Raw genomic sequence first — 21,627 nt, 5'->3', positions numbered from 1 at the left:
AGTTTCTGCGGGAGGTTGGGACGATGACCGACACGAAGGACCAGCGCGGCGGCGCCGACGGCGACCACCGGATCGAGCACGACTCGATGGGGGAGGTACGCGTCCCGGCACACGCCAAGTGGCGCGCGCAGACGCAGCGGGCCGTGGAGAACTTCCCCGTCTCGGGGCAGCGGCTGGAGCGGGCCCACATCGCCGCGCTGGCCCGGATCAAGGCCGCGGCGGCGAAGGTCAACGCCGAGCTGGGCGTCCTGGACCCGGAGGTCGCCGAGGCGGTGCGGGCGGCCGCGGCGGAGGTGGCGGACGGCCGCTGGGACGACCACTTCCCCGTGGACGTCTTCCAGACCGGTTCCGGCACCTCATCGAACATGAACATGAACGAGGTCCTGGCCACGCTCGCGGGCGAACGGCTCGGCGACGGGCGGTCCGTCCACCCCAACGACCACGTCAACGCCTCCCAGTCGTCCAACGACGTCTTCCCTTCCTCCATCCACATCGCGGCGACCGCGGCGGTGACCGGTGAACTCATCCCCGCCCTGGAGCACCTGGCCGCGGCGCTGGGTCGGAAATCGGCCGAATTCGCGGACGTCGTCAAGTCGGGCCGCACGCACCTGATGGACGCCACGCCCGTCACCCTCGGCCAGGAGTTCGGCGGGTACGCGGCGCAGGTGCGGTACGGCGTCGAGCGCCTGCGGGCGTCCCTGCCCCGCCTCGCCGAACTCCCCCTGGGCGGTACGGCCGTCGGTACGGGGATCAACACCCCGCCCGGCTTCTCCGCCGCCGTCATCGCCGAGGTGGCGCGGGACACGGGGCTGCCGCTGACCGAGGCGCGCGACCACTTCGAGGCGCAGGGCGCCCGGGACGGGCTGGTGGAGACGTCGGGCCAGCTGCGCACGATCGCCGTCTCCCTCACGAAGATCGCCAACGATCTGCGGTGGATGGCGTCGGGGCCGCGCACCGGCCTGGCCGAGATCCGCCTGCCGGACCTCCAGCCCGGGTCGTCGATCATGCCGGGGAAGGTCAACCCGGTGGTCCCGGAGGCGGTCCTCATGGTCGCCGCGCAGGTCGTCGGCAACGACGCCACCGTCGCGACGGCCGGCGCCGCCGGCAACTTCGAGCTGAACGTCATGCTGCCCGTGATGGCGAAGAACCTGCTGGAGTCGATCCGGCTCCTCGCCAACGCCTCCCGCCTGCTCGCCGACCGGACCGTCGACGGCGTCACCGCCGACGTCGAACGGGCGCGGGAGTACGCCGAGTCGTCGCCGTCCGTGGTGACGCCGCTCAACAAGTACCTCGGGTACGAGGAGGCCGCGAAGGTCGCCAAGCGGTCGCTGGCCGAGCGCAAGACGATCCGCGAGGTCGTCCTGGAGGCCGGGTACGTGGAGCGCGGCGCCCTGACGCTCGCCCAGCTCGACGAGGCCCTGGACGTCCTGCGGATGACCCGCCCGTGACGTGCCGCTGACGCGCGACCGACGGGCCACTGGCCGGAAAGTGTCGTTCGGGCCGCCCGGGTCCGCGTCCGTCCGCCGCGTCCGCCACCCGTGGGCCCCACCGCCCTCTCACCGCCGTTGACCTGCGGCGTCGGTGCTCCCTTCGCCGGCCGCCCGTGACGTGGATCGCGGACGGACGCCCCGGTCCGGTCCTAAGATCTGCGCATGACAGCGGAGACGACGGGCCCTGTACCGGGGGCAGCGGGTGGGGCGGACGACGGTGGTGCGCGCTGGGCGCCGGGTGACCGGATCCTGTGGCGGTACCGCGACAACGGCGACGGCCACGTCCACATCTGCCGTCCCGTGACCGTCGTCCGGGACACCCCGGACCTGCTCGCCGTCTGGATGGCGCCGGGCACCGAGTGCGTCAAGCCCGTGCTCGTGGACGGCACCCCCGTCCACGACGAACCGCTCGCCACCCGCTACACCGCCCCGCGCACCACCACGCGGGCGCGGTGGGTCGGGACGGGCGTCCTCAAGCTGGCCCGCCCGGACGAACCCTGGTCCGTCTGGCTGTTCTGGGACCACGGCTGGGACTTCCGCAGCTGGTACGTCAACCTGGAGGCACCGCGGGTCCGGTGGTCCGGGGGCGTCGACTCGGAGGACCACTTCCTCGACATCTCCGTCTTCCCCGACCGCACCTGGCTGTGGCGGGACGAGGACGAGTTCGCCCAGGCCCAGCGCGCCGGCCTCATGGACGCCGCGCAGGCCCGGCGCGTACGGGAGGCGGGCGCGGCCGCCGTCGAGGTCATCCGGGCCTGGGGCGCCCCGTTCGCGGACGGCTGGGAGAACTGGCGGCCCGATCCGGCGTGGGGCGTGCCGGAGCTCCCGGCCGACTGGGATCGCACCCCGGCGCGCACGGCTCCATGAGACCCTTGATGCGCCCCTGGGGAGTAACCGTAGGATCGTCCTCCGCCGGACGGCCGACCCGGCCCCGCAGCATCAACCACCGAGTACCGGATACGAACTGACCGTAAGTCACCTACGAGGGGGTGGAGCCGTGGCGGAGGTGTGCACGGATCCGTCACCCCGTGTCGACGCCGCACCCAGAGCGGGTATAGCGCCTGACAGAGCGAGTGCATCGCCTCACCGGCCCGGACGGACGGAATCCCACGCGTGACGGAGCAGCCCACGTCCCACGAAGGCCGGCAGCCGTTCGCTGCCCGGCCGCAGGAACGCACCCGGCCCCGGCAGGAGGCCCCCGAGCCGGGCGACACCTCCCCCGCGCCCGCGCACGGCCGGTCGCACCCGGGCGGCGCCCCGGTGCCGCCGCGGTCCGGCCGCCGCACGACCCCGTCGGGCGGCGGCGCGGAGGCGGAGGCGGCCCGGCAGGCGGCCCGGTCCGGCGAGGCGGCCACCGCCGCCCGGCAGGCGGCCGCGACCCCCGCCGGCAAGCGCGCCGCGGCCGCCCCCGGAGACGCCCGGACGCGCGCCGCCGCGAGCGCGGCCCCGCACGGCGACGGCCCGGACGGCGGCGCCGGCGGGCCCCTCGACCTGCCGGACGCCGCCGCCCTGCCGCGCCCCGCCGGCGTGTCCGGCACCGGCACCCCGGCGCACGGCACCCTCCCCGGCCAGTCCGGCGGCGCCCCCGGCGGGCCGCAGGAGCCGGTGGGCACCGCGCGGCGCGAGGGCGACCGGCTGCGGTTCGTCGGCGCGGCGACGCGCCGCATCGCGCGCGGCATCGACCTGGACGAGATCGTGCTGGGGCTGTGCCGGGCGACCGTGCCGACCTTCGCCGACGCGATCCTCGTCTATCTGCGCGACCCCCTGCCCGTGGGCGACGAGCGGCCGGTGGACCCGTTCGTCCTCCGGCTGCGCCGCGCCGACCGGCTGCGTCTGACGGGGGACGACACCCTGGACCTGAGCCTCCTCCCGGCCGGCCCCGTCGTCGCGCCCGACACCGAGCAGACCCCGGCCGCCGAGCTGTGCGAGGTCCGCCCCGGCGGCCCGCTGGCGGAGGTGCTGCGCGGGGTCAGGCCGGTGTTCGGCGACTCCGCGGCGGCCCGCGCCGCACTGCCGGAGCTGGTCGGCGACGGCCGCTCCCTGCCGTCCGGGCACCGCGCGATCCTCGCGCCGCTGCGGGGCCGCCGGCGCGTCATCGGCGCCGCCGTCTTCCTGCGCCGCCCCGACCGCGCGGCCTTCGAGCCGAACGACCTGCTCGTCGCGGCGCAGCTGGCGACGCACACGGCGCTCGGCATCGACAAGGCGGTGCTGTACGGCCGGGAGGCGTACATCGCGGACGAGCTCCAGCGCACCATGCTCCCGGAGAACCTGCCGCAGCCGACCGGCGTGCGGCTGGCGTCCCGCTACCTCCCGGCCGCCGAGACGGCCCGGGTCGGCGGCGACTGGTACGACGCGATCCCGTTGCCCGGCAGCCGCGTCGCCCTCGTCGTGGGCGACGTCATGGGCCACTCCATGACCTCGGCGGCGATCATGGGCCAGCTGCGGACGACGGCGCAGACCCTCGCCGGGCTCGACCTGCCGCCGCAGGAGGTGCTGCACCACCTCGACGAACAGGCCCAGCGGCTGGGCGAGAACCGCATGGCGACCTGCCTCTACGCGGTGTACGACCCGGTCGCGCACCGCATCACCATCGCCAACGCCGGCCACCCGCCGCCCATACTGCTCCACCTGGGCGGGCGGGCCGAGGTGCTGCGCGTCCCGCCGGGCGCGCCGATCGGCGTGGGCGGCGTCGACTTCGAGGCCGTCGAACTGGACGCCCCGGCGGGCGCGACGCTGCTGCTGTACACCGACGGGCTCGTCGAGTCGCGGCTGCGGGACGTGTGGACCGGGATAGAGCAGCTGCGCGAGCGGCTGGCGGCGACGGCCCAGCTGACGGGCCCGGACCACTCGCCGCCGCTGGAGGCGCTCTGCGACGACGTGCTCGACATGCTCGGGCCGGGCGACCGGGACGACGACATCGCGCTGCTCGCCGCCCGGTTCGACGGGATCACGCCGAGCGACGTCGCGTACTGGTTCCTGGAGCCGGAGGACGCCGCTCCGGGCCGGGCCCGCCGGCTGGCCCGCAAGGCGCTGGCCCGCTGGGACCTGGAGGAGCTGACGGACTCGGTGGAGCTGCTGGTCAGCGAGGTGGTGACCAACGCCGTGCGGTACGCGTCCCGGCCGGTCACCCTGCGGTTGCTGCGCACGGAGGTGCTGCGCTGTGAGGTCGGCGACGACTCGCCGCAGCTGCCCCGGCAGCGCCGGGCGCGCGACACCGACGAGGGCGGGCGGGGCCTGTTCCTGGTCAACCGGCTGGCCCGCCGCTGGGGCGCGACGCGTCTGTCGACCGGCAAGGTGGTGTGGTTCGAGCTGCCGACACCGGGGTGAGCGGTGCGGCGGCGCGCGGCGGGCGGGCCCCGGCGGGAGCGCGGGCCGGGCGCGGCCCCCGCGGGCGCGGGAACGCCCGGACCCGTACGACGAAAGGCGGTCGGGCCCCGTGGTGGGGGCCCGGCCGCCTTCGTCGTACGGCCTGCGCAGTCGCAGCCGTCTCGCGTACCGCAGGTGCCTCGGGCGCCGCAGGTGCCTCGGGCGCCGCAGGTGCCTCGGGCGGTCGCAGGTGCCTCGGGCGGTCGCGGCGGTGCTACGGCCGGATGCGGACGCCGTCGTCCGGGCCGCTCCCGGTCTCCGGTTCGAAGCCCGACCCGCCGTTGGTGCCCGGCTCCGGGCTCCGCGACGGCGAGCTCGACGGCGACCCGGTGGACGGGCTCGACGAGGGGACCGGCGGCGGGCTGCTCGACGTGACCGGGGTGCGGGTCGACGGCGACGAGGACGGCGTGGAGCTGGGCTCGTCGTCCGGCGAGTCACTGGGCGAGGGGGACGGCGAGGGCGAGGTGCTCGGGGACGGCGATCCGGTCCCGGGCTCCGGCTGCCCGTCGCCGTACTCGACGACGTCGAGGTCGAAGCGGGCGTCGGAGCCGCCACCGAGGGCGTCCAGGGTGTAGTCGGCCCAGATCCGGGCGGGGAAGCCACCGCCGTTGGCGCGGCCGGAGTTGGCCGTGCCGGTCAGCGTGACCTGCGTGCCCTTCTCGGCGTCCTCGCCGAACAGCGCGACCACGGTGGTCAGTTCGGGCGTGTACCCGGCGAACCACGCGGACTTGTTGTTCTCGGACGTGCCGGTCTTGCCGGCGGCCTGGTAGGCGGAGGTGCTCGCGGCGCGGCCGGAGCCCTCGCGGACGACGCCGGTCAGCACGGAGGTGACGGTGTCGGCGGTCTCCCGGCTGACGACCTGCGCGCCGATCGGGTCGGCCGGCTGCACCGTGCGGTCCTGGTGCTCGGCCGCCTTGACGATCGACGGCGTGACCTTCTTGCCGTGGTTGTCGAGCGTCGCGTACGCGCCGGCCATGTCCCAGGTGGAGGCACCCATCGTGCCGAGGGACATCGCCGGGGACTCGACGAACGCGTCGCCGTCCTTCAGGCCCAGGTCGAGGGCGGTCTTCTTCACCTTGCCGGGACCGACGTCGACGATCATCTGGGCGAAGACCGAGTTGATCGACTTGTTCATGGCCCGCTGGACGGTGACCTGGCCGTAGCTGCGGTCGTCCTCGTTCTCCGGGGCGAACGGGGTGTCGCCGCCCTTCACGGGGCGCTTGCTCGTGCCGTCGTAGCGCGTGTTGACGCCGATCCGGCGGCCGTCCTGCGTCCGGGAGGAGTTCTCCAGGGCGGAGGCGAAGACCAGCGGCTTGAAGGTGGAGGCGGGCTGGTAGTCGCGCCGGGTGGCGTTGGACAACCAGTGCTGGGTGGCGCCGACGCCGCCGTACAGGGCGACGACGTGGCCGGTCTTCGGGTCGACGGAGGTGGCGCCGGCCTGGACCGTCGCGTCGACCTCGTTGCCCTCGCGGTCGAGCTGGTCCTCCAGCTCCTCGCCGACCGCCTCGACGAGCTCCTTCTGGCGCTTCTTGTCGACGGTGAGGGTGATCGTCCAACCGCCGGCCCGGATGTCCTCCTCCTTGACGCCCTGCCGCGCCAGCTCCTGGTTGGCGGCCTCGACCAGGTAACCGGTCTGGCCCTCCATGCCGGGGGCGGCCTTCGGGGCCTGCGGCTCGGGGAACACCATCGTCTTGCGGGCGGCCGGGTCCAGCCAGTTCTCCTCGACCATGTTGTCGAGGACGTAGTTCCAGCGCTCCAGCACGAGCTTGCGGCTGGAGGGAGAGGCGGACGTCCAGTCGTACTGGCTGGGGGCCTGGAGCAGCGCCGCCAGATAGGCGCCCTGCGGGACCGTCAGCTTGTCGGAGTCGACTCCGTAGTACGCCTGCGCGGCGGCCTGGATGCCGTAGGCGCTGCGCCCGTAGTAGCTGGTGTTGAGGTAGCCCTCGAGGATCTCGTCCTTGCTCTTGCGCTGGTCGACCTTGAGGGAGATGACCAGCTCCCTGAGCTTGCGCGTCACGGTCTGGCTCTGGTCGAGGTAGTAGTTCTTGACGTACTGCTGGGTGATGGTCGAGCCGCCCTGCTTGCCCTTGCCGGTCACCGTGTTGACCATGCCGCGGGCCGTGCCCTTGAGGTCGACGCCGGAGTCCTCGTAGAAGGTCTTGTTCTCCGCGGCGACGAACGCCTTCTCGACCGGGTCGGGGATCTTGTCCAGGCCGACGTTGGAGCGGTTGACCTTGCCGCTGCGGGCGAGGATCGTGCCGTCCGAGTACTTGTAGATGTTGCTCTGGAGCTCCGCCTCGGCGTTGGCGGTGGGGACGGGGACGAGCAGGTAGACGGCGTAGAAGCCGCCCATCGCGAGCAGGCAGAACACGAAGAGCGTGCCCAGGAGCTTCCGCCAGGTGAAGAAGCGGCGTATGCCTCCGCCACCCCTCCCGGCCCGGCGCGCCCCGCGCTGCCGGGTCCGACGCGATTCCGCTGGGCCCATGGCTCCGTCGCTCCCGTTTGTTCGTCGATGTTCGTCCGTCGCGCTTTTCGGTCACCTACGTCCGGATCAGCTCAGCAAGCTAACCCGCACCAGCCGACATAGACCAACGGATCCTGTCTTTTCCGGACGTGACAAAGAGCACCCGTCCCCAAGGAACCGACTCACAGGGGGTGGACAAGGTTGCGACGCACGCTAAAGTGATATCACTTTGCTTCACCGGAGAGAGCACAGAAACGGGGGAACCATGACCACACCCACGTCCGGGGCCGGCGGGACCGCGTCCGGGGCCACGCCCGGGGCCACACGGGAGGCCGTGAGCGGCGCGGCGGGCGGGACACCGGCCGCCACGGCCGGTGCGGTGACGGGCGGGCAGGACGGGACGCCGGCCGCGCGGCCGGAGATACGGGAGTTCGCGGCGTACAGCGTCGGCGGCGGGCTCGCACTCCTCGCCGGCCTGGTGGGCCTGGCCGCGGGAGTCTGCCTGGTCGTCGCGGGCGCCTCCGTCGGCGAGGACACCTCGCTGGGCGCGCGGGTCGGGCTCGTCACGGTCGGCGTGCTCGTGGGCCTCGCGGCGCTCTTCGCGATGTGCGGGCTCAACATGGTCGCGCCCGGCGAGGCCCGGGTCGTCCAGCTCTTCGGCCGCTACCGGGGGACGGTCCGCAAGGACGGGCTGCGCTGGGTGAACCCCCTGACGTCCCGGGTGGCCATCTCGACCCGCGTGCGGAACCACGAGACCGCCGTCCTGAAGGTCAACGACGCCTACGGCAACCCCATCGAGCTCGCCGCGGTCGTCGTCTGGCGGGTCGAGGACACGGCGCAGGCCATGTTCGAGGTCGACGACTTCGAGCAGTTCGTCTCCACGCAGACGGAGGCGGCGGTCCGGCACATCGCGATCGAGTACCCCTACGACTCCCACGACGAGGACGGCCTGTCGCTGCGGGGCAACGCCGAGGAGATCACCGAGAAGCTGGCGGTCGAGCTGCACGCACGCGTGGCGGCCGCGGGCGTGCGCATCATCGAGTCGCGGTTCACGCACCTCGCGTACGCTCCGGAGATCGCCTCCGCGATGCTCCAGCGCCAGCAGGCCGGGGCGATGGTGGCGGCGCGGCAGAAGATCGTCGAGGGCGCGGTCGGCATGGTCGAGCTGGCGCTCGACCGGATCGCGGAGCGCGACATAGTGGAGCTGGACCCCGAGAGGAAGGCGGCCATGGTCTCCAACCTGATGGTGGTGCTGTGCGGTGACCGCTCGGCCCAGCCGATCGTCAACACGGGCACGCTCTACCAGTGACCGCCCGCCGTGAGCGCAAGCAGGTGCTGCTCCGCCTCGACCCGGCGGTGTACGAGGCGTTGGCGCGCTGGGCCTCGGACGAGCTGCGCAGCGCCAACTCCCAGATCGAGTTCCTGCTGCGCCGGGCGCTGTCCGAGGCCGGGAGGATGCCCTCGTCGCCGACCCCGCTCCCCCGGCGCGGCCGCCCACCGAAGGAGCCGCCGGCGGGACAGCCGCCGGCACCTCCCGCACCCCCGGCGCCCCCGGCGCCCTCGACGCGGCCGGCGCACCCGACGCGGCCCCGGCGGACACCGCCGGAGTGACCGCCGCCCCGCCCGGGGGAACCGGGCGGGACGGCGGGGGCGTCACCGTCCGGTATGGACACGGGTGCTTCGACGAGCGGTACCGGCGGCGGTCCGGCGGGCGGCGCGGCCGTGCCGGGTACCGGCATCGATCCGGCGGACGGCTCGGGCGCACCGGGTGCCGCCGGTGGCGCGGGGACCGGAGACCACGCCGCCGGACCGGCGCGTGGCGCGGGCACGCCGGCCACCGACGGCCATCCGGCATCCGGCGCGGGTGCGCCGGATGCCGCCGGCCGCCCGGCGGACGACCCGATGGGCCGAGGCGCCGACAGCGGTCCGGCGGACGGCTCGGGTGCGCCGCGTGCCGCCGGTGGGCCGGGGCGCGGGACGCGGTGGGGGCGGGACGCGCGGGGGCGAACGGCCTGGTCGCGGGGGCGGGTGGTGGCCGGACTCGCCGCGCTCGTCGCCTGGCTGATCGTGTTCCACGGAACCGTGCCGGACCTGCCCGGTCGGCCGGCGAGCCTGCTGGAGGCGTTCCTCCCGTGGCTCGGCCTGGCGGTGCCGGTCCTCGTGGTGGCCGCCCTCGGACGCCGCTCGACGGTCGCGCTGCTCGCCGCCCTGCTGCCGGCCGCGGCGTGGGCGGGCCACTTCGGCGACGGGATGCTGCCGACCCCGGAGGGGCCGTACGACCTCACGGTGGTGCAGCACAACGTCAGCGACGAGAACACCGACCCCGCCGGCACCGCCCGGGGCCTCGCGAGCGTCGGGGCGGAGCTGATCGCACTGGAGGAGGTCACCCCGGCGGCGCTCCCCGCGTACCGCGCGGCCCTCGCGGAGCGCTACCCGCACCACGCGGTGCGCGGCACGGTCGGGCTGTGGTCGGTGTACCCGCTCAGCGACGTACGGGCACCGGACATCCGGCCCGCCGGCATCGGCGCCGGGTGGCGGCGCGCGCTGCGGGCGACGGCGACGACCCCGCACGGCGACCTCGCGGTGTACGTGGCGCACCTGCCGTCCGTACGGCTCACCGCGCGGCGTGGCTTCGACTGCGTCCGGCGTGACGCGAGCGCCGAACTGCTGGGGGCGGCCCTGGCGGCCGAGCGGCTGGACCGGGTGGTCCTGCTGGGCGACCTCAACGGCACCGTCGACGAGCGCGGGCTCGCGCCGCTCACCGCGCGGCTCGACACCGCGCGCTCCCGCCCGGCCTTCAGCTGGCCCGCGTCGGCCCCCCTGGCCCGCATCGACCAGGTCCTCGCCCGCCGCGCCGAGGTGACGCGCGTGTGGACCCTCGCGCGGACCGGCTCCGACCACCTGCCGGTGGCGGCGCGCCTCAGGTACTGACGGCTCGGGGCCACCGGCAGCGGGCAGCCGGGCGCAGGGAACCGGCCACGTATACATCCCGTGTATACGCCGGGTGTAGAGTGACGCCCATGTCCATCGGTCACACCCTCCTCGGCCTCTTGGAGGCCGGGCCGCGCCACGGCTACGACCTCAAGCGCGCCTTCGACGAGAAGTTCGGCCACGACCGGCCGCTCCACTACGGCCAGGTCTACTCGACCATGGCCCGGCTGCTGAAGAACGGGCTCGTCGAGGTCGACGCCGTCGAGCCGGGCGAGGGGCCCGAGCGCAAGCGGTACGCGATCACCGGGGCCGGCGTCACCGACGTCGAGCAGTGGCTCACCAGCCCCGAGAAGCCGGAGCCGTACCTCCAGTCGACGCTGTACACGAAGGTGGTGCTGGCCCTGCTCACCGGGCGCAGCGCCACCGACCTGCTCGACACGCAGCGCGCCGAGCACCTGCGGCTGATGCGGGAGCTGACCCGCCGCAAGAAGGGCGGCGACCTGGCCGACCAGCTGATCTGCGACCACGCGCTGTTCCACCTGGAGGCCGACCTGCGCTGGCTGGAACTGACCGCCGCGCGCCTGGACCAGCTCGCCGAGACGGTCCGGGGGACGGCCCGATGACGGCGGACGGGACCCCGCACGGGACCACGCGCGCAACGACCGCGGCGACGGGGACGACGGGGACGCCGTCGGGGGCGGGGACGGCCACGACGCCGGAGGCGCCCGACACGTCGGGCGGTGCGACGGGCGCGTCGGCGCCGCTGCTGCGCGCCGAGGGCCTCGACAAGGCGTACGGGCCGACCACGGCCCTGGCCGGGGCGTCGTTCGCCGTCCGGGCCGGTGAGGTCGTCGCCGTCATGGGCCCCTCCGGCTCGGGCAAGTCGACGCTGCTGCACTGCCTGGCCGGGATCGTCCGCCCGGACGCCGGCACCGTCACCTACGACGGGCGCGACCTCGCCACCCTGTCGGACGCCCGGCTGAGCGCGCTGCGCCGGGGCGACTTCGGGTTCGTGTTCCAGTTCGGCCGGTTGGTGCCGGAACTGACCTGCGCGGAGAACGTCGCCCTGCCGCTGCGCCTGGCCGGCGAGCGCCGCAGGCCCGCCGAGCGTCGGGCGGTGGAGTGGCTGGAGCGCTTGGAGACCGCCGGCGTCGCCGGCAAGCGGCCCGGGGAGGTCTCCGGCGGCCAGGGCCAGCGCGTCGCGGTCGCCCGCGCCCTGGTCACCGCGCCCCGCGTGGTCTTCGCCGACGAACCGACCGGCGCCCTGGACTCGCTCAACGGCGAACGGGTGCTGGAGCTGCTCACCGACGCGGCCCGGGACACCGGCGCCGCCGTCGTCCTCGTCACGCACGAGGCGCGGGTCGCCGCGTACGCGGACCGCGAGGTCGTCGTGCGCGACGGCCGGGTGCGGGACCTGGCGGGTGCGGCGTGAGCGGTCCCCGCGGCGCCCTGCGGGACCTCGGGCTCGGCGCGCGGTTCGCCGTCACGGGCGGCCGCCGCTCCTGGGCGCGTACGGTCCTCACGGCCGTCGGGGTGGGGCTGGGCGTGGCCCTGCTGCTCGTCGCCGCGTCGATCCCGCACATGCTGCAGGCCCGCGAGGGCCGCACCGACGCACGGCAGGCGTCCCTGGACGAGGCGCCCGTCTCGGCCCGTTCGTTCCGGTACGTCGAGGTCTCCACGCTGTACCGCGACGTCGCCGTCCACGGCGTGGCCCTGCGCCCCGACGGCCCGGACACCCCCGTGCCGCCCGGGGTCGCGGCGCTCCCCGCGCCGGGCGGGATGGTCGTGTCGCCCGCCCTCGCCGAGCTGCTCGCCTCGCCGGAAGGGGCGCTGCTGAAGGGCCGCTTCCCCTACCGGCAGGTGGGCACCATCGGTGACGCGGGCCTCGCCGGCCCCGGCGAGCTGTTCCTGTACGCGCACGACCCCGGGATCGCCGACGCGACCCGGGCGTCGCGCGCGGACCGGTTCGGGCACGGCACCGGGGAGCGGCCCCTGGAGGGCCCGCTGCTGCTGATCGTGGTCCTGGCCTGCGTCGTGCTGCTGCTGCCGGTCCTGGTGTTCGTGGGGGTGGCGGTCCGCTTCGGCGGGGAGCAGCGCGACCGGCGGCTGGCCGCGCTGCGCCTGGTCGGCGCCGACGCGGGCATGACGCGGCGCGCCGCCGCGGGCGAGGCGCTGGTGGGAGCGGTGTTCGGGCTGGCGCTGGGCGGGGTGTTCTTCCTGCTGGGCCGGCAGCTCGCGGGCCGGGTCACGGTGTGGGACGTCAACGCCTTCCCCGGCGACCTCGTCCCGGAGCCGGTGCTCGCGGCCGCCGTGGTGACGGCGGTGCCGCTCTGCGCGCTCGCCGTGACCCTGTTCGCGCTGCGCGGCGTCGTCGTCGAGCCGCTGGGCGTCGTCCGGGGCGGTGTGCCGCGGCCCCGGCGGTCGTGGTGGCGCCTGCTCATCGCCGTGTCCGGTCTCGCGCTGCTGCTCCCCGCGGGGCGGCTGTACGCCGAGGTCGCGTCGCTCGACACGTACCGGGTCGCCCTCGGCGCCCTGCTGGCGCTGACGGGGTTCACCGCGCTGCTGCCGTGGCTGGTGGAGGCGGCCGTGCGGCCGCTGCGCGGCGGCCCGCCCTCGTGGCAGCTGGCGGTGCGCCGGTTGCAGCTGGGCAGCGGTACCGCGGCCCGCGCGGTCGGTGGGATCGTCGTCGCGGGAGCCGGGGCCATCGCCCTGCTGATGATGTTCGGCGCGGTGCAGAGCGACTTCATGCGGCCGACGAACATGGACGACGCGCGCGCCCAGCTGCAGGTGTGGTCGGCCGCGGCGGACGCCCGGACGGCGCGCGCGCTGATCGACGAGGTGGACGCGGCGCCGGGCGTGGAGGGCGTCGTCGGCGTCGTCCAGGCGGACGCCCGGCGACCCGGTCCACTGCGCCCCGGCGAGGGCTTCGTCCCGCGGACCGCGCTGACCGTCGCGGAGTGCCCGTCCCTGCGCGAGCTGGGCGACCTGCCCTCCTGCCGGGACGGGGACGTCTTCATCGCCCGTACGCACGGCCGGGAGGGCCCGGACGACGCGTACCTGGCCGAGACGGCGCGGCCGGGCGCGCTGGTGGACCTGCGCGACGAGGGCGAACGGCCGGTGCTGTGGCGCGTCCCGGCGACGGCCCGGCTGGTGGACGCGCGCCGCGACCCGATGGGCGTGATGCCGTTCGGGATCTACGCGACGCCCGGCGCGCTGGACGCGGCGCTGCTGGAGGACGCCGAGACGGTGGCGATGGTCCGGCTGGATCCGGCCGTGCCGGACGCCGGTGAGCACGCGCGGAACGCGGCGGCGCGGGTCGATCCGCTGGCGCGGGTGAGGGCCATCCAGGACTTCGAGCGGGACCGGCAGTACACCAGCGTCCGCACGGGGGTGCTGGCCGCGGCCACGGCGACGATGGGGCTGATCGCGCTGTCCCTGCTGGTGTCGATGGTCGAGCAGCTGCGGGAGCGCCGCGGGCTGCTCGCCGCGCTGGTCGCCTTCGGCACGCGCCGTACGACGCTCGGCTGGTCCGTGCTGTGGCAGACGGCGCTGCCGGTGGCACTCGGGCTGGCGATCTCCGTGGTGGGCGGGCTGGCGCTGGGGGCGGCGCTGCTGCGCATGATCGACAAGACGGTGGTCGACTGGTGGGTGTTCCTGCCGGTGGTGGGGGTGGGCGCGGGGCTGGTGCTCGTGGTGACGCTGCTGAGCCTCCCACCGCTGTGGCGCCTGATGCGCCCGGACGGCCTCCGCACGGAGTGACCGGCCGGTGGGCGGGCGGCGGTCGCGGCCGTACGCCGACGCGCGGCGGGCGGGCGGCCGGCGGGCGGCCGGCAACGTCCGCACGCCGCCCGACCGGCCGCCCGGCTGTCGACCGCCGGCCGGGGCCCGTGCACCGTCGCCCACCGGCCGCCGACCACCCGGCCGGGGCGCCCCGCCGCTCGCGGTGGGCGCGCCCCGGCCGTTTCCGCCGCTCAGGGGCTGTCGACCCGGGCGACCCGCACGGGCAGCGAGGCCAGGGCCTCGCGCAGCGCCCCGGCCAGTTCCTCGAACTCCGCCTGCCGGGCCGCCCCGGTCCGCATGGCGAGGGCGATCCGGCGCGACGGGGCCGGATCGGCGAAGTACCCGGTGACCAGACTGGGGTTGCGGCCGGTCTCCACCTTCACGGCGGTGCGCGGCAGCAGGGTCACACCGAGCCCGCCGGCCACGAGCTGGACGAGCGTCGACAGGCCCGCGGCCGTCGTGGTCACGGCGGCGCCGTCGGTGCGGCCGGCCTCCCGGCAGATGTCGAGGGCCTGGTCGCGCAGGCAGTGGCCCTCGTCGAGGAGCAGCAGGTGCAGTTCGCGCAGTGCGTCGCGCGGGATGTCGGTGCGGCCGCCGAGCCGGTGGTCGTCCGGCGTGACCAGCACGAAGTCCTCGTCGAAGAGCGGCAGCTCGGTGACGCCCGGCACGCCGAGCGGCACCGCCAGCAGCAGGACGTCCAGCCGCCCGGCGGCGAGGCCCTCCACCAGCGAGTACGTCTGCTCCTCGTGCACCTGGAGGTCGAGCTCCGGGTACCGCTCGTGGACGAGCCGCAGGACGGTCGGCAGCAGGTACGGGGCGACGGTCGGGATCACGCCGAGCCGCAGCACGCCCGTGAAGGGCGCCTGGACGGCCTCGGCCTCCTCCAGCAGCTCGCCGACCGCGTCGAGCACGGCCTTCGCCCGCACCGCGAGGCGCTCCCCCGCCGGGGAGAGCAGGACCCTACGGGTCGTACGCTCCAGGAGCTGGACACCGAGTGCCTCTTCGAGTGCCGACACCGCGCCCGAGAGGGCGGGCTGGCTCATGCCGATGGCGGCCGCCGCGTCCCGGAAGTGGAGGTGCTCGGCCACTGCCACGAACGCGCGGAGCTGCGCCAGGCTGGGCTGTTTACCCTTTTGTAGGGATGTCATGGAGGAGACCACTGATAACCGCCTTCGATCAACGCGACCCAGTCTAGCTATTTCCCTGATCAATGCACGCCGTGCCATGCTGGCGATCGTCCAACCCCCACGGATGACCCCACAAGGGAAATCCCCGCCACTAGGAGAGCGTGTGCTCACTGTCGGTGACCAGTTCCCCACGTACGACCTCACCGCTTGTGTGTCGCTGGAGAGCGGCAAGGAGTTCGAGCAGATCGACCACAAGTCCTACGAGGGCAAGTGGCGCGTGGTGTTCTTCTGGCCGAAGGACTTCACCTTCGTCTGCCCGACCGAGATCGCCGCGTTCGGCAAGCTGAACGACGAGTTCGCGGACCGCGACGCGCAGGTCCTCGGTGTCTCCGGCGACTCGGAGTTCGTGCACCACGCCTGGCGCAAGGACCACGACGACCTGCGTGACCTGCCCTTCCCGATGCTCGCCGACTCCAAGCACGAGCTGATGCGCGCGTGCGGCGTCGAGGGCGAGGACGGCTTCGCGCAGCGCGCCGTCTTCATCGTCGACCCGAACAACGAGATCCAGTTCGCCATGGTGACCGCCGGCTCCGTCGGCCGGAACCCCAAGGAGGTCCTGCGGGTCCTGGACGCCCTGCAGACCGACGAGCTGTGCCCCTGCAACTGGAGCAAGGGCGACGAGACCCTCGACCCGGTCGCGCTGCTGGCCGGCGAGTGACCAACCGGAACGGGTGAACCACCATGTCCCTTGACGCCCTGAAGTCCGCCGTACCGGACTACGCGAAGGACCTGAAGCTGAACCTCGGCTCGGTCATCGGCAACAGCGACCTCCCGCAGCAGCAGCTGTGGGGCACCGTCCTCGCCTGCGCGATCGCCTCGCGCTCGCCGAAGGTGCTGGCGGAGCTGGAGCCGGAGGCCCGGGAGAACCTCAAGCCCGAGGCGTACACGGCGGCCAAGTCCGCCGCCGCCATCATGGCGATGAACAACGTCTTCTACCGCACGCGCCACCTGCTCTCCGACCCGGAGTACGGCACGATGCGCGCCGGTCTGCGGATGAACGTCATCGGCAACCCGGGCGTGGAGAAGGTCGACTTCGAGCTGTGGTCGCTCGCCGTCTCCGCGATCAACGGCTGCGGCCAGTGCCTCGACTCGCACGAGCAGGTGCTGCGCAAGGCCGGCGTGGCGCGCGAGACGATCCAGGAGGCGTTCAAGATCGCCGCGGTGATCCAGGCGGTCGGCGCGACGCTGGACGCGGAAGCGGTGCTCGCCGAGTAATCGGCCGCACGACGCGACATGGAGGAGGGCCCCACCGGCAGCTGATGCCGGTGGGGCCCTCCTCCGTCGTGTGCTCAGTCGGCGCCGGGGGTCGGCGCGGGCGAGGGCCGGAGCCCCTCCGGGGGCGCGCCGCGCAGCACCTCCATCAGCTGCCGCATGTCCTCCACCATGGGGCCCTTCACGTCGGTGGGCGGGGGGACCTCCTGCTCATCGGGCGACTCGAAGTCCTCCCCGTCCAGGTCGTACTCGTGGGCCACGCTGACGGAGAGGCCGAGGACGGCGTGCCCGTCCAGCACGACGAGGTCGGCGTACGACGCGCCGTCGCCGAAGTACGCCTGCTCCCCGAGCCCCGCCACCGGCTGCGGCTCGGGCCCCTCGTCGAGCAGCGACTGCCGCTCCTTCGCGTCGAACTCGGCGCCCGGGTCGACCTGCCGGTGCAGCTCGTAGCGGATCGTCACCTCGTACGCCGTGGGCTGCTCGCCGAGTTGGACGGAGCAGTACGCCCGGTCGAGCGCCGGGTGCCGGGTGGAGTCGTCGCTGGTGGTCGCGCCGCGCTTGCCGTAGGCGGCGACGAGGGAGGAGAGCGGCGCTTCGGCGCACAGCCCGTCGGTGGCCCTGTAGCCGCCGAGGTCCGGGCCGCGGTCGAGCGCCTGGTGGACGGCGAGCCCGCCGCCCCACAGGCCGGAGGCGACGAGGGCCCCGCCGAGCGCCCAGGGCCAGGGCCGGCCGCGCGGGCCGCGGACGCCGGCGGCCGGGGCGTCGCCCGCCGGGACCCGCGGCCCGTCACCGGGACCGCCGGACGGCGGGCCGCCGACGTCCCCGCCGCCACCCGCGTACGGCCCGGCGGCACCCGCCGGGGGAGCCAACACGCCGGTGTACGGCCCGGCGGCGCCGCTGCCGGGCGCCCGGGCTCCGGGGTAGGGGCCGCGGACCGGTTCCCCGTCGTCGTCGAGCAGTTCGAGGTCGGATATCACGAGCGGTCCGAGGGGTCCGAGGGGTCGACGGGGCCGGAGGGGTCGGTCCGGTCGGCGGGGCCGGCGGCGGGACCGGGGGGCGTCGGGGGTTCCGGCCGCGACTCCGTCCCCGAGCCGGGTGCGGAGGCGGGCGCGACGGTGCTCGCGGTCGCGCCGTGCGCCGCGGACAGCCGGCGCAGGGCCTGTTCCTCGCTGTACGCGCGGAGGTAGACGACGACGGTGTTGGTGACGGCGACCAGGGGCACGGCGACGACCGCACCGCCGATGCCGGCGACGAGACCGCCCGTGGCGACCGTCAGGACGACGGCCAGGGGGTGCACCCGCACGGCCCGGCCGAGGATGAACGGCTGGAGGACGTGCCCTTCGATCTGCTGCACGGCCAGCACCACCAGGAGCACCATCAGCGCGGTGAAGACGCCGTTGGTGACGAGGGCGACGACCACGGCGAGGGCGCCGGAGATGACCGCGCCGACCAGCGGGATGAAGGCGAAGAGGAAGATGAACACCCCCAGCGGCACCGCGAGCGGCACGTCGAGGAAGTAGATGCCGAGGCCGATGAAGATCGCGTCGATGAGCGCGACGATCACCGTGCCGCGGACGTACGCGGTGAGGGTGCGCCAGGCGCGCGGTCCGGCGCCGGCGACGCCCGCCCTCGCCTGGGCGGGCATCAGCCGCAGGGTCCACTCCCACACCTTCCGCCCGTCGTAGAGGAGGAAGAGGGTCGAGAACATCGCCAGCAGCATCCCGGTGAGCACCTCGACCATGACGGTGACGCCGGTGAGGCCCGCGGAGGTGATCTCCTCGGTGTTGGTGCCGATGGTGTCGCTGAGGTTCTCGGCGATCTCGTTGATCTGGCTCTCGGTCACGTGGAACGGGCTGTCCAGCGCCCAGCGCTTCAGCTCCTCGATGCCGTCCCGCACCCGCGCGGAGACGTCACCGAGGTTGTCCATGACCTGCCACACGACGAACCAGCCGACCAGCCCCATGATGACGAAGCCGGTGACGGCCGTGACGGCGGTGGCGAGGCCGCGCGGCAGTCCGGCCCGCCGCAGCCGGGCGACGGTCGGCTGGAGCAGCGCGGTGATGAGGAGCGCGGCGACGAAGGCCAGCACGACCAGCTGCACCGCGCTGATGATCTTCATCAGCACCCACAGGGTGCCCGCGAGGACGAGCAGCCGCCAGCCGGCCTCGGCGGCGACGCGCACGCCCCACGGCACGGCGTCCGCGGGGTCCGGTCGGGCGGCGACGGCCGGCGCGTACGCGGGCGGCGCGGGGACGATCCCGGGGGTGGGGGCGTCCTCGCCGGGTCCGCCGGCGCCCGCCGCGGTTCCGGCGCCGGGGTTCGGCGCGCCGCGCCGTCTGCCCGACGGGCCGGTGGGGGGTACGCCGCCGGGGCCGTCGGCCTCCGCCTCGGCCCGTTCGCGACGCTCTTCCAGCTGCCGCCCCATACGGCTCAGTCCGGCACCCAGCCGGCCGAGCCACCCTGGCACTCTCGACATGTTCTTCCCTTTTCCCCCACCACTCCCCCGGAGTTCCGGTTCCCCGACGGTACACGCACGGAGCCCCTCACCGAAGGACGGTGAGGGGCTCCGTGATGTCGGGGTCCGGCGTCAGTACCAGTGGTTGGCCTGCCAGAACGACCAGGCGCCGCAGGGGCTGCCGTAGCGCTCGTTCATGTAGTTGAGGCCCCACTTGATCTGGGTGGCCGGGTTGGTCTGCCAGTCGGCGCCCGCGGAGGCCATCTTGGAACCGGGGAGCGCCTGGACCAGGCCGTACGCGCCCGAGGACGGGTTCTGCGCACGGTAGTTCCAGGTGGACTCGTGGTCCACGATGTTGCTGAAGCACTGGAACTGGCCGCTCGGCACCATCTGGCGGGCCATGGCCTGCACTTCGGCGACGGAGTACGAGGACTGGGCGGCGAAGCTGGAGGCGTCGCGGACGGCGTCGCGGTCGGCCCGCTCGCGGGCTTCCTCGCGCTCCTTCTCCGCCTTCTCCTTCTCGGCCTTCTCCTTCTCGGCGGCGGCCTTCTTCGCCTCGGCGTCCTTGGCCGCCTGGAGGCGCGCGGCCTCCCAGGCGGACTGCTGGGCGGCGGTGTCCGCGGCGGCGGCCTGCGCCTCCGCCTGCTGCGTCAGGGACGCGACCTGTACCTGGGCCTGCTCGCCGGCGGGAATGTCCGCCAGGAGCGTGGCGTCGGCGGCGGTCGCCTCGAACTTCTCCGGGGCCGCCTGCGGGTTGCCCGCGGCGACGCCGACGACGGCGCCGACAGTGGTGACCGCGGTGGCCGACGCCACCGCGAATCCCCGGACCGAGATCCGGCTCACACGGTTTCCTTCCAGCATCGCCCGCACGGGTGACCTCGCGGGCGCGATCGTGCCCCTGACGCTGGCCCCCCACTCACTGGGTCACGGGGGGCACGGGCCCGGTGGGCGACTCCCCTGCGGGAGCGCCGCGTGGTGCTCGGGCGGCATACGGCGGACGGCTGTTGAGTTGTGACCGCCACGGATCCGTGAGGATGTGGCTGTGCCGTATGCGGGGCCTGACGGAAGCAAGACTCTGCCGGAAGCGCTCGGCGGGTGGCAATTCCTCGCCGCGTGTGAAAGCTCACACCCCGCCCGTCACAGGAGTTTTGACGAAAGGGGCGCGCGACGCGGAGCCGCCCGGCTAAGCTCTCGCGCTCCGCCGGGCGGCCCCAACTCCGTTATGCGGTTGTCGACTGGGATACGGTCATAGATGTCCGTCTTCCAGCATTTCGGTCACCAACGCGGCGATCTGCGAGCGCTCCGACCGGGTGAGCGTGACGTGCGCGAAGAGCGGATGCCCCTTCAGCTTCTCGACGACGGCGACGACTCCGTCGTACCGCCCGACGCGCAGGTTGTCCCGCTGGGCGACGTCGTGCGTGAGCACGACGCGGGAGTTCGCCCCGATCCTGGAGAGCACGGTCAGCAGGACGTTGCGCTCCAGGGACTGCGCCTCGTCGACGATGACGAAGGCGTCGTGGAGGGAGCGGCCCCGAATGTGCGTCAGGGGCAGGACCTCCAGCATGTTGCGGGCGGTGATCTCCTCGATGACCTCGCGGGAGGTGACGGCGGAGAGCGTGTCGAACACCGCCTGCGCCCACGGGCTCATCTTCTCGGCCTCGCTGCCCGGCAGGTAGCCGAGCTCCTGCCCGCCCACGGCGTACAGGGGCCGGAAGACCATGACCTTCTGGTGCTGGCGGCGCTCCAGGACCGCTTCGAGACCGGCGCAGAGCGCCAGCGCGGACTTGCCGGTGCCGGCTCTGCCGCCGAGCGACACGATGCCCACGTCCGGGTCGAGCAGCAGGTCCAGCGCGATGCGCTGTTCGGCGCTGCGGCCCCGGATGCCGAACGCCTCCCGGTCGCCCCGCACCAGCCGCACGGCCCCGTCGGGCGTGGTCCGGCCGAGTGCCTTGCCGCGCGCCGACTGGAGGACCAGCCCGGTGTGCACGGGCAGCCCGGCCGTCTCGGGCAGCTCCAGCGTCTCCTGCGCGTAGAGCAGGTCGACCTGTTCGGCGGAGAGCGGCACGTCGCACATGCCCGTCCAGCCCGAGTCGGTGATGGCCAGCTCGGCCCGGTACTCCTCCGCGAGGAGGCCGACGGAGGACGCCTTGATCCGCAGCGGGAGGTCCTTGGAGACGACGGTGACGTCGTACCCCTCGGCCTGGAGGTTGCGCGCCACGGCGAGGATCCGCGAGTCGTTGTCCCCGAGCCGGTAACCGGCCGGGAGGACGCCCGGGTCCGAGTGGTTGAGCTCCACCCGCAGGGACCCGCCGAGGTCGCCGACCGGGATGGGGGCGTCGAGGCGGCCGTACCGGACGCGCATGTCGTCCAGCAGCCGCAGCGCCTGGCGGGCGAAGTAGCCCAGCTCGGGGTGGTGCCTCTTGGCCTCCAGCTCCGTCACCACCACGATCGGCAGCACGACCTCGTGCTCCTCGAAGCGGGACATGGCGTTGGGGTCGGCCAGCAGGACGCTGGTGTCGAGTACGTAGGTGCGCCGGTCGTTCATACGGCGCTTAGTGCTGGTCACCACGGAAGGACAGACCCCCTCTGTTAGAGGCACGTGAGGTCGGTTGCGACTGCGGTGGCGTCGCGGGGGGATGGGCCGGGCACGGGCCACGATGCGCGGGGCCGCGACACCGGCCCTCGGTCGTCCTGGTGCAAAGGGCCTCCCGGGCGAGCGGGCTTCGTACCGCTCACTCTCGC

At 74.3% G+C, this 21,627-nt stretch carries 17 protein-coding genes; 11 read left to right on the top strand and 6 right to left on the bottom strand.

The genetic code is table 11. From position 1 onward, the window contains the following. Nucleotides 1-23: 23 nt before the first annotated feature. The 3 genes from ACF053_RS12060 to ACF053_RS12050 all read left to right on the top strand — a co-directional run bounded on the left by ACF053_RS12060 (nucleotide 24) and on the right by ACF053_RS12050 (nucleotide 4,817). On the top strand, nucleotides 24-1,448 hold the full coding sequence (locus tag ACF053_RS12060; protein WP_391953774.1) for a class II fumarate hydratase: 1,425 nt from the start codon (nucleotides 24-26) through the stop codon (nucleotides 1,446-1,448). A 204-nt stretch (nucleotides 1,449-1,652) separates the two neighbouring features. Beyond that, nucleotides 1,653-2,357 (top strand): cytidylyl-2-hydroxypropylphosphonate hydrolase, encoded by a 705-nt coding sequence (gene fomD / locus ACF053_RS12055; protein ID WP_391953773.1) that lies wholly within the window; start codon nucleotides 1,653-1,655, stop codon nucleotides 2,355-2,357. Nucleotides 2,358-2,603: 246 nt separating this feature from the next. Continuing rightward, nucleotides 2,604-4,817: an ATP-binding SpoIIE family protein phosphatase gene (locus ACF053_RS12050; RefSeq protein WP_391953772.1), complete on the top strand. Its 2,214-nt coding sequence runs from the start codon at nucleotides 2,604-2,606 to the stop codon at nucleotides 4,815-4,817. A 253-nt stretch (nucleotides 4,818-5,070) separates the two neighbouring features. On the opposite strand, the gene ACF053_RS12045 is transcribed toward ACF053_RS12050, so the two are convergent. After that, nucleotides 5,071-7,341 (bottom strand): transglycosylase domain-containing protein, encoded by a 2,271-nt coding sequence (locus ACF053_RS12045; protein ID WP_391953771.1) that lies wholly within the window; start codon nucleotides 7,339-7,341, stop codon nucleotides 5,071-5,073. A gap of 244 nt (nucleotides 7,342-7,585) precedes the next feature. Here ACF053_RS12045 and ACF053_RS12040 point away from each other — a divergent pair, with 244 nt between their 5' ends. The 6 genes from ACF053_RS12040 (at nucleotide 7,586) to ACF053_RS12015 (ending at nucleotide 14,010) form a co-directional block, all read left to right on the top strand. Further along, nucleotides 7,586-8,629 (top strand): SPFH domain-containing protein, encoded by a 1,044-nt coding sequence (locus ACF053_RS12040; protein ID WP_391953770.1) that lies wholly within the window; start codon nucleotides 7,586-7,588, stop codon nucleotides 8,627-8,629. Further along, nucleotides 8,626-8,931 (top strand): hypothetical protein, encoded by a 306-nt coding sequence (locus tag ACF053_RS12035; protein WP_391953769.1) that lies wholly within the window; start codon nucleotides 8,626-8,628, stop codon nucleotides 8,929-8,931. Before ACF053_RS12040 ends, ACF053_RS12035 begins: the two co-directional genes overlap by 4 nt. A gap of 291 nt (nucleotides 8,932-9,222) precedes the next feature. Next, nucleotides 9,223-10,251 carry an endonuclease/exonuclease/phosphatase family protein gene (locus ACF053_RS12030; RefSeq protein WP_391953768.1) on the top strand — a complete coding sequence of 343 codons (1,029 nt, stop codon included), beginning with the start codon at nucleotides 9,223-9,225 and terminating at the stop codon, nucleotides 10,249-10,251. 89 nt (nucleotides 10,252-10,340) lie between these two features. Further along, nucleotides 10,341-10,874 carry a PadR family transcriptional regulator gene (locus tag ACF053_RS12025; protein ID WP_391953767.1) on the top strand — a complete coding sequence of 178 codons (534 nt, stop codon included), beginning with the start codon at nucleotides 10,341-10,343 and terminating at the stop codon, nucleotides 10,872-10,874. Then, nucleotides 10,871-11,683 carry an ABC transporter ATP-binding protein gene (locus tag ACF053_RS12020; RefSeq protein WP_391953766.1) on the top strand — a complete coding sequence of 271 codons (813 nt, stop codon included), beginning with the start codon at nucleotides 10,871-10,873 and terminating at the stop codon, nucleotides 11,681-11,683. Before ACF053_RS12025 ends, ACF053_RS12020 begins: the two co-directional genes overlap by 4 nt. Further along, complete coding sequence (locus tag ACF053_RS12015) at nucleotides 11,680-14,010, top strand: FtsX-like permease family protein (protein ID WP_391953765.1); 2,331 nt, start codon at nucleotides 11,680-11,682, stop codon at nucleotides 14,008-14,010. The genes ACF053_RS12020 and ACF053_RS12015 overlap by 4 nt, the downstream gene beginning before the upstream one ends. Nucleotides 14,011-14,222: 212 nt before the next feature. Here ACF053_RS12015 and ACF053_RS12010 read toward each other — a convergent pair whose 3' ends face one another. Next, nucleotides 14,223-15,179 carry a hydrogen peroxide-inducible genes activator gene (locus ACF053_RS12010; RefSeq protein ID WP_079047482.1) on the bottom strand — a complete coding sequence of 319 codons (957 nt, stop codon included), beginning with the start codon at nucleotides 15,177-15,179 and terminating at the stop codon, nucleotides 14,223-14,225. 142 nt (nucleotides 15,180-15,321) lie between these two features. On the opposite strand from ACF053_RS12010, the gene ACF053_RS12005 reads away from it, so the two are divergent. Next, nucleotides 15,322-15,876 (top strand): peroxiredoxin, encoded by a 555-nt coding sequence (locus ACF053_RS12005; protein ID WP_058944945.1) that lies wholly within the window; start codon nucleotides 15,322-15,324, stop codon nucleotides 15,874-15,876. Between the two features lie 23 nt (nucleotides 15,877-15,899). Beyond that, a complete protein-coding gene (locus tag ACF053_RS12000) occupies nucleotides 15,900-16,433 on the top strand; it encodes an alkyl hydroperoxide reductase (protein ID WP_058944946.1) in 534 nt (177 codons plus the stop codon). Between the two features lie 74 nt (nucleotides 16,434-16,507). On the opposite strand, the gene ACF053_RS11995 is transcribed toward ACF053_RS12000, so the two are convergent. The 4 genes from ACF053_RS11995 to ACF053_RS11980 all read right to left on the bottom strand — a co-directional run bounded on the left by ACF053_RS11995 (nucleotide 16,508) and on the right by ACF053_RS11980 (nucleotide 21,454). Continuing rightward, nucleotides 16,508-17,407 carry a hypothetical protein gene (locus ACF053_RS11995; RefSeq protein ID WP_391953764.1) on the bottom strand — a complete coding sequence of 300 codons (900 nt, stop codon included), beginning with the start codon at nucleotides 17,405-17,407 and terminating at the stop codon, nucleotides 16,508-16,510. Further along, nucleotides 17,404-18,906 carry an AI-2E family transporter gene (locus tag ACF053_RS11990; RefSeq protein WP_391953763.1) on the bottom strand — a complete coding sequence of 501 codons (1,503 nt, stop codon included), beginning with the start codon at nucleotides 18,904-18,906 and terminating at the stop codon, nucleotides 17,404-17,406. Before ACF053_RS11990 ends, ACF053_RS11995 begins: the two co-directional genes overlap by 4 nt. Before the next feature lie 111 nt (nucleotides 18,907-19,017). Continuing rightward, on the bottom strand, nucleotides 19,018-19,728 hold the full coding sequence (locus tag ACF053_RS11985) for an aggregation-promoting factor C-terminal-like domain-containing protein (RefSeq protein ID WP_449336534.1): 711 nt from the start codon (nucleotides 19,726-19,728) through the stop codon (nucleotides 19,018-19,020). A gap of 403 nt (nucleotides 19,729-20,131) precedes the next feature. Further along, nucleotides 20,132-21,454 (bottom strand): PhoH family protein, encoded by a 1,323-nt coding sequence (locus ACF053_RS11980; protein ID WP_391953761.1) that lies wholly within the window; start codon nucleotides 21,452-21,454, stop codon nucleotides 20,132-20,134. Nucleotides 21,455-21,627 lie beyond the last annotated feature (173 nt).

Origin of the sequence: Streptomyces kanasensis (genome assembly GCF_043077165.1) — a bacterium.
Lineage (GTDB): Bacteria > Actinomycetota > Actinomycetes > Streptomycetales > Streptomycetaceae > Streptomyces > Streptomyces changanensis.
The sequence above is the reverse complement of the archived record's forward strand: the minus strand, read 5'-3'. Positions and strand labels throughout refer to the sequence as shown.